A 14,877-nucleotide genomic window follows, 5' to 3' on the forward strand; every position below is an offset into this window, starting at 1 on the left:
CGTCATGGCCCGCCGAGTTCGCTGTCGATGAAGTCGAAGAGCTCGTCGTCGGTGGAGCCCATGCGGTCCTCGACGGCCTCCGTTTCGGGGCCGGCGTCGGGGCGCAGCGTCTCCAGGAGGTCCTGGAGCCGGGCCGTGAGGGCGGTGCGTGCCCCGTCGTCGTGCACGGTGTCGCGCATCGCGGCTTCCAGGCGGTCGAGTTCGGCGAGGACCGCGGGGGCGGGTCCGCCCGTGCCGCTTGCGGGGGCGATCCCCTCGGCGAGGTGGCGGGCGACCGCGGCGGCCGTGGGGTGGTCGAAGAGCAGGGTCGCGGGCAGGGGCAGGCCGGTCGCGGCCCGCAGCCGGTTGCGCAGCTCCACGGCGGTCAGTGAGTCGAACCCGAGGTCGAGCAGTGGCAGCTCGGCGCCGACGGCGACCGGGTCGGGGAAGCCGAGAATCAGCGCGGCATGGGTGCGGACCACGTCGACGAGGACCCGCTCGCGCTGCGCCGGGGGCAGGCCCGTCAGGCGCTGGCGCAGCGCCTCCGCGGCGTCGGGTCCTGGCCCTTCGCCCGCCGCGGCGCGCCGTACGGGGGTGCGGACGAGCCCGCGCAGGAAGGCGGGCACCCCACCCGCGGCGGCCTGTTCGGCGAGGGCGCGGGTGTCCAGGCGCAGTGGCAGGAGAGCGGGCGCGTCCAGGGCGGTGGCCGTGTCGAAGAGGGCGACGCCGTCGGCCGGTGTGAAGGCGACGATGCCGCCGCGGGCGATGCGGGCGAGGTCGGCCTCGCCGAGGTGCCCGGTCATGCCGCCGCCGGTGGACCACAGGCCCCAGGCCAGCGAGGCGCCGGGCAGGCCGCGGGCGCGCCGCCGGTGGGCGAGGGCGTCGAGGAAGGCGTTGGCGGCCGCGTAGTTGGCCTGGCCCATGCCGCCGAAGACACCGGCGATGGAGGAGAACACGACGAACGCGGTGAGATCCTGGTCGGCGGTCAGCTCGTGCAGGTTTACGGCGGCGTCGACCTTCGGGCGCAGCACGCGGTGCAGCTGCTCGGGCGTCATGTCGGCGACCACTCCGTCGTCGATGACGCCCGCGGTGTGCACGACACCGCGCAGCGGATGCTCCAGGGAGTCCAGGAGCTTCTCCAGGGCTTCCCGGTCGGCGGCGTCGCAGGCGACGATCTCGGCGTCCGCGCCCAACGTGGCCAAGTCGTCGAGGAGTTGGTCCGCGCCGTCGGCGTCGGGCCCGCTGCGGCTGGCGAGCAGCAGGTGCCGTACGCCGTGCTCGCCCGCGAGGTGGCGGGCGACCAGGGCGCCGATGGAGCCGGTGCCGCCGGTGATCAGGACGGTGCCGTCGGGGTCCCAGGGGGTTTCGCCCGTCGACAGGGAGGCGGGGACGCGGGCCAGCCGGGCCGTGTGCACCTGCCCGCGGCGCAGCGCGAGTTGGGGCTCGCCCGTGGCGAGTGCCGCGGTCAGGGCGGCGCGTGAGGCCGCGTCGCCGTCGGTGTCGACGAGTACGAACCGGTCGGGGTGCTCGGTCTGCGCGGAACGGACCAGACCCCACACGGCGGCGTGTGCCGGGTCGGGCACGTCGTCGTCGGGATCGACGGGGACGCCGCCCTCGGTGACGAGGACCAGTCGCGCCCCTTCGAAGCGCCCGCCGGCGAGCCATGCCCGCACCAACTGAAGTACATGAGCCGTGAGTTCGTGCGCGCACCGGGCCGGATCATCGCCTTCCGAGCCCGGCAGGGCGGTCATCACGAGGCCCGGCACCTCGGCGCCCGCGTCGATCGCCGCGCCCAGGGCGGTGAGGTCCGCGTGGACCGGCGCGAGGCCGGCGAAGTCGTCCCCGAGCCCGGCCACGGACCCGGGCGCGTCCGCGGCGGTCGTCGCGACGGGCCACTCCAGACGGAACATGTCCTCGTACGCTCCCGTGCGGGACCCGGCGCCCGTACGGGACTCCTGGATCCGCTCGGCCGTCACCGGCCTGAGCACCAGGGAGCGGGCGGAGGCGACCGGAGCCCCCGTGGGGTCGGCGACCGTGAGGGCGACGGCGTCGCGCCCCGTGGGCGTCATGCGCAGCCGCAGGGCCGCCGCACCCGACGCGTGCAGCCGCACGCCGCTCCAGGAGAACGGCAGCCAGCCCTGGTCGCTGCCTTCGAGTACGCCGAAGGCCAGCGAGTGCAGCACGCTGTCGAGGAGCGCCGGGTGCAGGCCGTAGCGGCCCGCGTCCGGCTGCTGCTCCTCGGGCAGCCGCGCCTCCGCGTAGATGTCGGCGCCCAGGCGCCAGGCGGCGTGCAGGCCCTGGAACGCGGGCCCGTAGGCGAAGCCGCCCTCGGCGAGGCGCTCGTAGAGGTCGTCGACGTCGAGGGGTTCGGCTCCGGCGGGCGGCCACGCGGTGAGGTCGTCGGTCCGCGTCGGCGTGCCGTCGCCGAGGCGACCGCTCGCATGCCGGGTCCAGGGCTCGTCGGGTGCGGCGTGCTCGGGCCGCGCGTGGACGGCGAAGGCCCGCCCGCCGGTCGCGTCGGGTGCCTGGACGGCGAGCTGGAGGGTGACGGCGCCGCGCTCGGGCAGGGTCAGCGGTGCTTCCAGGGTGAGTTCTTCGACCTCGGCGCAGCCGGTCAGGTCGCCCGCGTGGACGGCGAGTTCGAGGAAGGCCGTGGCGGGGAACAGCGCGCCGCCGAGGACGGCGTGGTCGGCGAGCCAGGGGTGGGCGGCCACGGACAGCCGGCCGGTGAACAGGTGGCCACCGGTGTCGGCGAGCGGCGAGCCCGCGCCGAGCAGCGGGTGCGCGGACGGCAGGAGGCCCGCCGCGGGCATGTCGCTCGCCGCCGGGGTGGGCGGGAGCCAGTAGCGGGAGCGCTGGAAGGCGTACGTGGGCAGCGCGACGGGGGTGTCCGGTACGTCGGCGAAGAGCGGTGCCCAGTCGACGCGCACGCCGTGGACGTGCAGGCGGGCCAGGGCGGCGGTGAGCGCGGCGGGCTCGGTTGCGTCCTTGCGCAGCAGCGGCACCGATACGACGTCGGCGGCGGCCCCGGTCAGGCAGTCGGGACCGAGCGCGGCCAGGGCGCCGTCGGGTCCGAGGTCGACCAGGGCGGTGGCTCCTTCGGCCTCCAGGGTGCGTACGACGTCGTGGAAGCGGACGGTGGACCTGACGTGGCGGACCCAGTGGCCGGGGTCGCACAGTTCCTCGGCGGTGGCGACCGCGCCCGTCAGGTCGGAGACGACGGGGATCTTCGCCTCGTGGTAGGCCACCTGCTCGGCCACGGCACGGAAGTCGGCGAGCATGCCGTCCATGTGCGGGGAGTGGAAGGCGTGGCTGACGGCGAGCCGCCGGGTCTTGGCGCCCTTGCCGCGCCAGTGCGCGGCGATCTCCTCGACGGCCGCGGCGTCGCCGGACAGGACGGTCGCGGCGGGCCCGTTGACGGCCGCGACCGCGATGTCGCTCTCCCTGCACGCCAGTTGGGGCAGCAACTCCGCCTCGGGGACGGTGAGCGCGATCATCGCGCCGCCGTCGGGCATGGCCTGCATCAGGCGGCCCCGGGCGGCCACCAGGGCGGCGGCGTCGGGGAGCGAGAGCACTCCGGCGACGTGCGCGGCGGCCAGCTGCCCCACGGAGTGCCCGGTGACGAGGTCGGGCCGCACCCCGTACGACTCGACGAGCCGGTGCAGGGCGACGCCCAGGGCGAAGAGGGCGGGCTGGGTGTAGGCCGTGGTGCCGAGCAGCGCCGCGTCGGGGCTGCCCGGCGCGGCGTGGACGACGTCGCGCAGCGGCCGGTCCAGGATCGGGGTGAACTCCGCGCACACCACGTCGAAGGCATCGGCGAACACCGGGAAACGGGCCAGGAGTTCGGCACCCATGCCGAGGCGCTGGCTGCCCTGGCCCGGGAACAGGAAGGCGGTCTTGCCGCCCCGCCCGGCGATGCCCGTGATCACGTCGGGCGACGCGGTGCCGTCGGCGAGCGCGGTCAGGGCGGCCTCGAACGCGTCCCGGTCGGCGCCGAAGAGGACGGCCCGGTGCTCGAAGGAGCTGCGGCCGGTGGCCAGGCCCTTCGCGACGGCGTCGGGGTCGGGCGGCGCGGGGTCGGCGGTGATGCGGTCGAGGAGGCGGCGGGCCTGCGCGCGCAGGGCGCCTTCGCCCCGGCCGGACAGCAGCCAGGGCAGGCGAGGGCCGCTCGGCGGTGCCGCGGCGGGCACCGGAGGGGCGGGAACGTGTTCCAGGATGGTGTGGGCGTTGGTGCCGCTGACGCCGAAGGACGACACGGCGGCGCGGCGTGGGCGGTCGCCGTCGGGCCAGGCGGTGTTCTCGGTGGGCACCCGTACATGGCCCGCGGACCAGTCCACGTACGGCGTCGGCTCGTCGATGTGGAGGGTCGCCGGGAGCGTCCCGTGCCGCATGGCGAGGACCATCTTGATGATCCCGGCGATGCCCGCGGCGGCCTGGCTGTGCCCGATGTTGGACTTCAGCGACCCGACGAGCAGCGGCCGTTCGGCGGGGCGCTGCCCGTACGTGGCGAGCAGGGCCTGCGCCTCGATGGGGTCGCCGAGTTTCGTACCGGTGCCGTGCGCCTCCACGGCGTCGACGTCGCCGGGGGCCAGGCCCGCGCCGGCGAGGGCCTGGCGGATGACGCGTTGCTGGGAGGGTCCGTTCGGGGCGGTGAGGCCGTTGCTCGCGCCGTCCTGATTGACGGCGGAGCCGCGGACGAGTGCGAGCACCGGGTGGCCGTTCCTGCGGGCGTCGGAGAGGCGCTCCAGGAGCACCATGCCCGCGCCCTCGGCCCACGCGGTGCCGTCGGCGGCGGCCGCGAACGGCTTGCACCGGCCGTCGGCCGCGAGGCCGCGCTGGCGGCTGAACTCGACGAACGCGCCCGGCGTCGCCATCACGGTGACACCGCCCGCGAGCGCCAGGGAGCACTCGCCGCCGCGCAGCGCCTGCGCCGCCATGTGGAGGGCGACCAGGGAGGACGAGCAGGCCGTGTCCACGGTCACGGCCGGGCCTTCCAGACCGAAGGTGTAGGCGATGCGCCCGGAGGCGACGCTGCCCGCGCTGCCGATGCCGAGGTAGCCCTCCAGCTCCTCGGGCGGCTCGGTGACGCGGGAGCCGTAGTCGCGGTGGCTGGAGCCGACGAAGACACCGCCGTCGCTGCCCTTGACGGTCCTCGGGTCGATGCCCGCCCTCTCGAACGCCTCCCAGGCGGTTTCGAGGAGGAGGCGCTGCTGCGGGTCGACGGCGAGGGTCTCGCGGGGCGACATGCCGAAGAAGGCGGGGTCGAAGTGGTCGGCGTCGTAGAGGAAGCCGCCCTCGCGGGTGTAGGTGCGCCCCGCCTTCTCCGGGTCCGGGTCGTAGAGGCCCTCCAGGTCCCAGCCGCGGTCGGTGGGGAATCCGGAGACGGCGTCGGTGCCCTCGGCCAGGAGCTGCCAGAACTCCTCGGGGTTGGTGACGCCGCCGGGGAAGCGGCAGCTCATCGCGACGATCGCGACGGGGTCGTCGTCCCGTAGGGCGCGGGGCGCGGGGGTGGGTACGGCGGCGGGCCTCGGCGCGCCGGGCAGCTCCGCGCTCAGGTGGTCGACGAGCGCGGTAGTGGTCGGGTGGTCGAAGACGAGGGTGACGGGCAGGCGCAGGCCGGTGGCCTCGGCCAGGCGGTTGCGGAGTTCGACGGCGGTCAGCGAGTCGAAGCCGAGGTCCTTGAACGCCCGCTCCGGTTCGATGGCGGCGGGGTCGTCGTGGCCGAGGACGTCGGCGGCCCGCGCCCGCACCAGGACGGCCAGTTCCTCGGTGCGTTCGGCCTCGGACAGTGCGCCGAGCCGGGCGGCGAAACCGTCCTCTCCCCCGCCGGGCGCGGCGGCGCTCTCGGCGAGCGCACGGCGCGCTTCGGGAAGGTCGCCGAGGAGAGGGCTGGGCCGCAGCGCGGTGTAGGCGCGGACGAAACGGTCCCAGGCGAAGTCGGAGACGATCAGACGGGTCTCGTCGTCGTCCAGGGCCTGCCACAGGGCGTCGACGGCGAGCTCCGGGTCCATGGCGGGCAGGCCGTCCCGTACGAGGCGTTCGCTGGTGGCGCCCGCGGCGAGGCTGTCGCCGCCCCACAGGCCCCAGGCCACGGAGGTGGCGGGCAGGCCGTGGTCGCGGCGGGACCGGGCGAGGGCGTCGAGGGAGGCGTTGGCGGCGGCGTAGCTGCCCTGCCCGATGCCGCCGAGGGTCCCGGCGAGCGAGGAGAACAGCACGAAGGCCGTCAGATCCGTGTCCCGGGTGAGCGCGTCGAGGTGGAGTGCGGCGTCCGTCTTGGGGCGCAGCACTCCGGCGGCGCGCTCGGGGGTGAGGGTGTCGAGCACGCCGTCGTCCAGGACGCCCGCGGCGTGGAACACGGCGCGCAGCGGGCGGTCCGCCGGGATGCCGTCGAGGAGCCGTGCGAGGTCGTCGCGGTCGGCGGCGTCGCAGGCCACGATGGTGAACTCGGCGCCCAGCGCGGCGAGTTCGGCGGCGAGCGCTTCGGCGCCGGGGGCGTCGGGGCCGCCGCGGCTGGTGAGCAGGAGATGCGCGGCGCCACTGTGGGCGAGCCTGCGGGCGATGCGGGCGCCGAGCCCGCCGGTGGCGCCGGTGACGAGGACGGTGCCGTCGGGTGTCCAGCCGGTGGCCTCGCGCTCGCGGCGTGGTTCCGCGTGGGCCAGGCGCCTGCCGAAGACTCCTGAGGCGCGCACGGCGAGCTGGTCCTCGCCGTCCGGGTGGGCGAGGACGGCGGCGAGCCTGCCGCAGGCGCGCTCGTCGAGGCGTTCGGGCAGGTCGACGAGGCCGGCCCAGCGCTCGGGGTACTCGACGGCGGCGACCCCGCCGAGGCCCCAGTGGAGCGCCTGGAGGGGTGCGTCGAGCCGGTCGGAGCGGCCCACGGCGACCGCGCCCCGGGTCGCGCACCACAGCGGGGCCCGCACGTCGGCGTCGCCGAGCGTCTGGAGCAGCGCGGTGGTGAGGGCCAGGCCCGTGGGCAGCACGGTCCCGTCGGCGTACGGGGATTCGTCGAGGGCCAGCAGGGAGAGCACGCCGTCGGTCGGGGAGTTCTCGGCGAGGGCGCGCAGGCGGTCGGCGAGCGGCCGCCGCCCGCTCTCCCCCGCGTCCTCGGCGCCGAGTTCCACCAGGACGGGGTGTGCGCCGTGCTCGCGCAGGGCCTGGGCGCAGGCGGCCACGGCCGGGTCTTCGGCGGCGCCTTCGGGGATCGCGAGCCACCAGGTGCCCATGAGGCTCGCACTCCCCTCCTGGGCAAGGGCCTTGAAGACGACGCGATGGCGCCACGAGTGCAGCGTGGACCTGGTCCGGCTGCCGCGCAGCCAGTCGGAGAGCGCGGGCGCCACGGTACTCATGGCCGCGCGCATCTCGTCGTCCTCGATACGCAGCCGGTCGGCGAGGGCGTCCGGGTCCTGTCCGGCCACGGCGTCCCAGAAGCCGTCGTCGACGGGGCCTGTGGTGTCCGTGACCGCGCTCCGGGGCGTGGGCCGCATCCAGTAGTGGCGGCGCTGGAAGGCGTACGTGGGCAGCTCGCAGCGGCGGGCGCCGGTGCCGTCGAAGACCGCGTCCCAGTCCACCGGGTGGCCGAGTACGTGGAGTTCGGCCAGGGAGGTGAGGAGGCGGGCGCGACCGCCCTCGCCCCGGTGCAGGGTGCCCACGACGCCCCCGGCGCCGCCGGCCGTCTCCAGGGCCTCCTGGATCCACACGGTGAGCGCCGGATGGGTGCTGGTCTCGACGAAGAGGCGGTGCCCGTCGGCGAGGAGGGCGTCCACGGCGCGGTGGAAGGCGACGGGCTCGCGCAGGTTGCGGTACCAGTACGTGGCGTCGAGGGCAGTGGTGTCGAGCGCGGTGCCGGTGACGGTCGAGTAGAACGGCACGCGGGAGGGGCGCGGGGTGATTCCGGCGAGGAGGGTGCGCAGTTCGTCGTGGATCTCCTCGACCTGCGGGGAGTGCCCGGCGAAGTCGACGCCGGGGATGGGCCAGCACAGCACGCCGTCGTCGGCGAGCGCGCCGTGCAGCTCGGCCACGGCGTCCGGGTCGCCCGAGACGGTCACCGTCGTGGGGCCGTTGACGGCGGCGACGTCCAACCGCCCCGCCCAGGGCGTAAGTCGGGCCTCGATGCTCTCCAGGGGCTGCGGGACGTACAGCATCGCGCCCCGCCCTGTCAGCGCCACCAGTGCCTTGCTGCGCAGGGCGACGACGCGGGCGGCGTCCTCCAAGGACAGCGCCCCGGCCACACAAGCAGCGGCGATCTCCCCCTGCGAATGCCCGAGGACCGCGGCAGGCTCCACCCCGTACGACCGCCACACCCCCGCCAACGACACCATCACCGCGAACAACACCGGCTGCACCACATCCACCCGCTCCAACGACGCAGCACCCGGCACCCCACGCAACACATCCACCAACGACCACTCCGTGAACGGAGCCAAAGCCTCGGCACACTCACCGATCCGAGCCGCGAACACCGGCGACCCGTCCAGAAGTTCACGCGCCATCCCCGGCCACTGCGACCCCTGACCGGGAAAGACGAACACGGCACGGTGGTCCCGGGCTGCGGTGCCGCGTACGGCGCCGGGGCCGGTGCGCCCGTCGATGAGGGTGTCGAGCGCGGCGAGCAGGGCGCCCCGGTCGTGACCGACGGCGGCGGCGCGGTGCTCGAAGGCGGTGCGCGTGGTGGCGAGGGAGAACCCGACGTCGGCGGGGCGCAGTTCCGGCCGGGCGGCGACGTGGGCGCGCAGTCGTACGGCCTGCTCGTGGAGGGCGTCGGCGGTGCGCGCGGAGAGCACCCACGGCACGTCCGCGTCCGGAGCACCGGCCTGCGGGGGCTGCTCCTGCGCGGGGGGCTGTTCGAGGATGACGTGGGCGTTGGTGCCGCTCAGGCCGAAGGAGGAGATCCCGGCGCGCCGGGGGCGGCCGTCGGCGGGCCAGGGCGCGGGCTCGGTGAGGAGCGAGACGGCTCCGGTCGACCAGTCGACGTTCGGGGACGGCGCGTCCACGTGCAGGGTCGCGGGGAGGACCTCGTGGCGCAGGGCGAGGATCATTTTCATCATGCCCGCGACACCGGCGGCGGCCTGGCTGTGCCCGATGTTGGACTTCAACGAGCCCAAGTACAGGGGCTGTCGGCGGTTCTGCCCGTACGTGGCGAGGATGGCCTGCGCCTCGATGGGGTCGCCGAGCGTGGTGCCGGTGCCGTGCGCCTCCACGGCGTCGACGTCGGCGGCGGTGAGACCGGCGTCGGCGAGGGCTTCGTTGATCACGCGCTGCTGGGCGAGGCCGCTGGGGGCGGTGAGGCCGTTGCTCGCGCCGTCCTGGTTGACGGCGGAGCCGCGCAGGACGGCGAGCACGGGGTGGCCGAGGCGCCGGGCGTCGCTCAGCCGCTCCAGGAGCAGCAGCCCGACGCCCTCGGCCATGCCGAAGCCGTCGGCCGACGCCGCGAAGGACTTGCAGCGCCCGTCGGAGGCGAGCCCGCGCTGGCGGCTGAACCCGGTGAAGGTCAGCGGCGAGCCGATCACGGTGGCGCCGCCCGCGAGCGCGAGGGAGCACTCACCGTTGCGCAGCGCCCGCGCGGCCAGGTGGACGGCGACGAGCGAGGACGAGCAGGCCGTGTCCACCGTCACGGCCGGGCCCTGGAGGCCGAGCGTGTACGCGACGCGGCCGGACAGGACGCTGGTGGAGATGCCCGCGACGAAGAGGCCTTCGAGCTCTTCGGGGACGTCGTCCATGCTGCCGCCGTACCCCTGGTAGGCGGCGCCCGCGAAGACGCCGGCGCGGCTGCCGCTCAGCGTGCGCGGGTCGATACCGGCCCGCTCCAGGGCCTCCCACGAGGTCTCCAGGAGAAGGCGCTGCTGCGGGTCCATGGCGAGGGCCTCGCGCGGCGAGATGCCGAAGAAGTCGGCGTCGAAGCGGCCCGCGTCGTAGACGAAGCCGCCCGCCGCCGCGGAGCCGGTGCCGGACCGCCCGGGGTCGGCGTCGTGGAGCGCGTCCAGGCCCCAGCCCCGGTCGGCGGGGAATTCGGCGACCGCGTCGCGGCCTTCGGCGACGAGCCGCCACAGCTCCTCGGGGGTGGTGACGCCGCCCGGGTAGCGGCAGCTCATGGAGACGACGACGATCGGGTCGTCGTCGTCCGCGGCGGCCCGCGCCACCGGGGACACGGTGGGCGCGGGTGCCTGGCCGCCCAGGAGTTCGGTGCGCAGGTGGCGGGCGAGGGCGCCGGGCGAGGAGTAGTCGAAGACGACGGTGACGGGCAGCCGCAGGCCGGTCGCCGCGGTGAGCCGGTTGCGCATCTCCACCGCGGTCAGCGAGTCGAAGCCGAGGTCGCGGAAGGCCCGCTCGGGCGCGATGGAGTCGGCGTCGTCGTGACGGAGCACGGCCGCTGCCTCGGTGCGCACGAGGTCGGTCAGGACGCGCTCGCGCTCCGGGTCGCTCAGGTCGCGCAGCCGTTCGCCGAGGCTCCCTGCGGCCGGGGCTGCGTCGTCATCGGCCGGGGCGGTGCCCGGCTCCAGGGCGGCGCGGGCCTCGGGGACGCCGCCGATGAGCGGGCTCGGCCTGCTGGTGGTGAAGACCGTGGCGAACCGGTCCCAGTCGATGTCGGCGACCACGGCGAGGGTCTCGTCGTGGTCCAGGACCTGCTTGAGGGCGGTGACACAGGTGGCGGGCGGCATGAACAGCACGCCCTGGGCGCGCAGTTGGTCCTCGGCGAGATTCGCCGCCATGCCGCCGCCGTCCTCGGGACTCCAGATGCCCCACACGACGGAGGTGGCGGTGAGCCCCCGCGCCCTGCGGTTCTCGGCGAGCGCGTCGAGGTGGGCGTTGGCGGCGGCGTACGCGCCGTGGATCGCGCTGCCCCACACGCCGGAGATGGAGGAGAACAGCACGAACGCGTCGAGCGTGTCCCGGTCGAACAGCGCGTCCAGGTTCGCGGCGCCCAGCGCCTTGGCGTGCAGGGTGCCGGCGAACTCGGCCGGGTCCGTCTCGTCGAGTGCCACGAGCGAACCCCCGGCGGCGGCGTGCAGCACGGAGCGGATCTCGCAGCCGTCCGCCGCCAGGTCCGCGACGAGCGCGGCGAGGGCGTCCCGGTCGGTGATGTCGCAGGCGGCGACCGTGGCGCGGGCTCCCAAGTCGGCGATCTCTTCGACGAGTTCCTCGGCGCCGGGCGCCTCGGGGCCGCGGCGGCTGACGAGGACGAGGTGCTCGGCGCCCTGCCGGGCGAGCCAGCGGGCGATGTACGCGCCGAGGCCGCCGGTGCCGCCGGTGATCAGCGTGGTGCCGCGCGGGGTCCAGGTGCGGGGCGGCGCGGCGTCGCCGAGCGGGGCGCGGACGAGCCGGCGGCCGTGCACGCCCGCACCGCGCACGGCGAGCTGGTCCTCGGCGGCGGGCGCGGCGAGCACCGCGCGGAGCCGGGCCGCGGCCCGCGCGTCCGGCTCCGGCGGCAGGTCGACGAGACCGCCCCAGCGGCGCGGGTGTTCCAGGGCGGCGCACCGGCCGAGGCCCCAGCTCACGTGCTGGGCGGGGCTGACGGGCGGGTCGGCGGGACCGACGGCGACGGCGCCGCACGTGGCCCACCAGAGCGGTGCCTCGACGCCGGTGTCGCCGAGTGCCTGCACCAGGGTGAGGTTGAGGGCGGCGCCGACGGACATCGAGGGCCGGCGTGAGTGCGGGCGTTCGTCGGTGGCGAGGAGCGAGAGGACGCCCGTGGGCACGGTGCCCGCCAGGGCTTCGGTGAGCCGGGCGGCCAGCGGACCGCGTTCGGCGTCGGGTTCGTCGAGGACGACGGTGACGGCGGTGGCCCCGGCGTCCTCCAGGGCGCGTACGCAGGCGAGGCTCCACGCGTCCCCGGTGCCGGTCGAGGCGGGGGACAGCACGAGCCAGGTGCCGGTCAGGCGCGCGGCTGCGGGCTCGGGCAGGGGCTGCCACGTGGGGCGGTAGCGCCAGGACTCGACGGTGGCGAGCTCCGCGCGCCGCTCCCGCCAGGTGGCGAGCGCGGGCAGGACGGCGCTGAGCGGCTCGTCGGGCCCGACGCCGAGGGTCGCGGTCAGCTCGGGCAGATCGCCGGTGCGGACGGCCTCCCAGAAGCGGTCCTCCACGGGGTCGACGGGCGCCGCCGCGGTCGGCGCGGGCGGCGACTCCAGCCAGTACGGGCGCCGCCGGAAGGCGTACGTGGGCAGGTCGGCCGGCGCCGCGTGCCCCGCGAACACGCGGGACCAGTCCGGGCAGAGACCGCGGGTGTGGGCCTCACCGAGGGCCAGCAGGAAGCGGTCCTGGCCCCCTTCGTCGCGGCGGAGCGTGCCGAGCACGGCGGCGGGCCGCTCGAGGCCCGCGGACTCGGCGGTCTGCTCCACGCCCACGGTGAGCACCGGGTGGGCACTGGTCTCGACGAAGAAGCCGTGCCCCTGGTCGAGCAGGCCGCGGACGGCTTCCTCGAACCGCACGGTCCGGCGCAGGTTGCGGTACCAGTACGCGGAGTCCAGAACCGTCGTGTCGGACACCCAGTCGGCGTCGACCGTCGAGTAGAACGGCACCTCGCCGGCGCGCGGCGTGATGCCCGCGAGGACGGTGTGCAGCCGTTCCTCGATCTCCTCGACGTGCGGGGAGTGCGAGGCGTAGTCGACGGGGATGACGCGGGCCTGCACGTCCTGCGCGACGAGGGCGGCCACCACGCCTTCGACAGCCTCCGTGTCCCCCGAGAGGACCGTGCTGGAGGGCCCGTTGACGGCCGCTACGGACAGCCGCCCCGCCCACGGTTCCAGGTGCGGGCCGAGGTCGGCGGCGGGCAGCGGCACGGACGCCATGCCGCCGCGCCCCGCGATCTCCCCAAGCGCCCGGCTGCGCAGCGCGACGACCTTGGCCGCGTCCTCCAGGGACAGCGCGCCCGCCACACAAGCGGCGGCGATCTCCCCCTGGGAGTGCCCGACCACCGCGTCCGGCTCGATCCCGTACGAGCGCCACAGCTCCGCCAGCGACACCATCACCGCGAACAGCGCGGGCTGCACCACGTCGACGCGCTCCAGGGACGGGGCTCCGGCGGTGCCGCGCAGCACCTCTTCCAGCGACCAGTCCACGTACGGCGACAGAGCGCGCTCGCACGCCGCCATCCTGGCCGCGAACACCGGTGCCGCGTCGAGGAGGCCGACCGCCATGCCCGGCCACTGCGAACCCTGCCCGGGGAAGACGAACACGGTCTTGCCGACGGGCCCGGTGGTCCCCCGCACCAGGCGCGGGGACGGGACGCCCCCGGCGAGCGCGGTCAGCCCCTCGGTGAACCCGGCCCCGTCGTCCGCCACGACGGCGGCGCGGTGCTCGAAGGCGGACCGGGTGGTCGCGAGGGCCCGGCCGATGGCGCCGTCCGTGACCGGGGCATCCCCGGTCGTGGCCCCGACGTGCGCGAGCAGGCGCGCGGCCTGGGCGCGCAGGCTGTCCTCGTCGCGGGCGGAGAGCACCCACGGCAGCGGGCCCGCGGCGGGCGCGGCCCCCGGCTCCTCGGCGTCCGGTGCGACGTCCGGTGCGACGTCCGGTGCGACGTCCTCTTCGAGGACGAGGTGGGCGTTGGTGCCGCTCACGCCGAAGGCGGACACTCCGGCCCGGCGCGGGCGCCCGCGCGTCTCCCAGGGGCGGGACTCGGTCAGCACGCGGACGGCGCCCTGCGACCAGTCGACGAACGGGGTCGGCTCCTCGACGTGCAGGGTGCGGGGCAGCCGCCCGTGGCGCAGCGCCATGACCATCTTGATGACGCCGCCGACCCCGGCCGCGCCCGAGGTGTGGCCGATGTTCGACTTCAGCGAGCCGATCCACAGCGGCCGTTCGGAGTCCCGCCGCTGCCCGTACGCGGCGAGCAGGGCCTGCGCCTCGATGGGGTCGCCGAGGCGGGTGCCGGTGCCGTGCGCCTCGACGGCGTCGACGTCGCCGGGCGCGAGCCGGGCGTCCGCGAGGGCGTCGGCGATGACACGCTCCTGGGCGGGGCCGTTGGGCGCGGTCAGGCCGTTGCTCGCGCCGTCCTGGTTGACGGCGGAGCCGCGGACGACGGCGAGCACCCGGTGGCCGTTGCGGCGGGCGTCCGCGAGGCGCTCCAGGACGACGACGCCCGCGCCCTCGGACCAGCCGGTGCCGTCGGCGGAGGCCGCGAACGCCTTGCAGCGCCCGTCCGCGGACAGGGCCCGCTGGCGGCTGAAGGCGACGAACGCGTCCGGTGTCGCCATCACCGCGACGCCGCCCGCGAGGGCGAGGGAGCACTCGCCCGCGCGCAGTGAACGGACCGCGAGGTGCAGGGCCACCAGGGACGACGAGCAGGCGGTGTCGACGCTGATCGCGGGGCCTTCGAGGCCGAGGGTGTAGGCGACGCGGCCCGAGACGACGCTCGCTGCCGTGCCGGTGTCGAGGAGGCCCTGCAGTTCGGGGACGTCGCGCGAGGCGCTGCCGTAGTCGTTGCGCATCGCGCCGATGAACACGCCGGTCCGGGTGGCGCGCAGTGCGGCCGGGTCGATGGCCGCGCGCTCGACGGCCTCCCAGGCGGTCTCGAGGACGAGGCGCTGCTGCGGGTCCATGGCGAGGGCCTCGCGCGGCGAGATCCCGAAGAAGCCCGGGTCGAAGTCGGCGGCGTCGTGCAGGAATCCGCCGTGGCGGGTGGCGGAGGTGCCGGGGTGGTCGGGGTCCGGGTGGTAGAGCGCCTCGGTGTCCCAGCCGCGTCCGGTGGGCCATTCGGTGATGGCGTCGGTGCCGTTGTCGACGAGGTCCCACAGCCGCTCGGGGGTGTCGGCGCCGCCGGGGTAGCGGCAGCTCATGGCGACGATCGCGACGGGCTCGTGGCGGGCGTCCTCCGCCTCGCGCAGCCGCCGCCTGGCGTCTCCCAGGTCCGCGGTGGCGCGCCTGAGGTATTCGAGGAGCTTGTCGTTGTCCGGCATGGGTGTCTCGCTT

Annotated in this window: 1 protein-coding gene; it reads right to left on the reverse strand. The window is 75.9% G+C overall.

What is annotated here, in order from left to right; genetic code table 11:
- Window positions 1-2: 2 nt before the first annotated feature.
- On the reverse strand, window positions 3-14,864 hold the full coding sequence (locus AC07DI_RS14550; RefSeq protein ID WP_478904669.1) for a type I polyketide synthase: 14,862 nt from the start codon (window positions 14,862-14,864) through the stop codon (window positions 3-5).
- Between the last annotated feature and the right edge of the window lie 13 nt (window positions 14,865-14,877).

It is taken from the genome of Streptomyces sp. NPDC044106 (assembly GCF_056433985.1).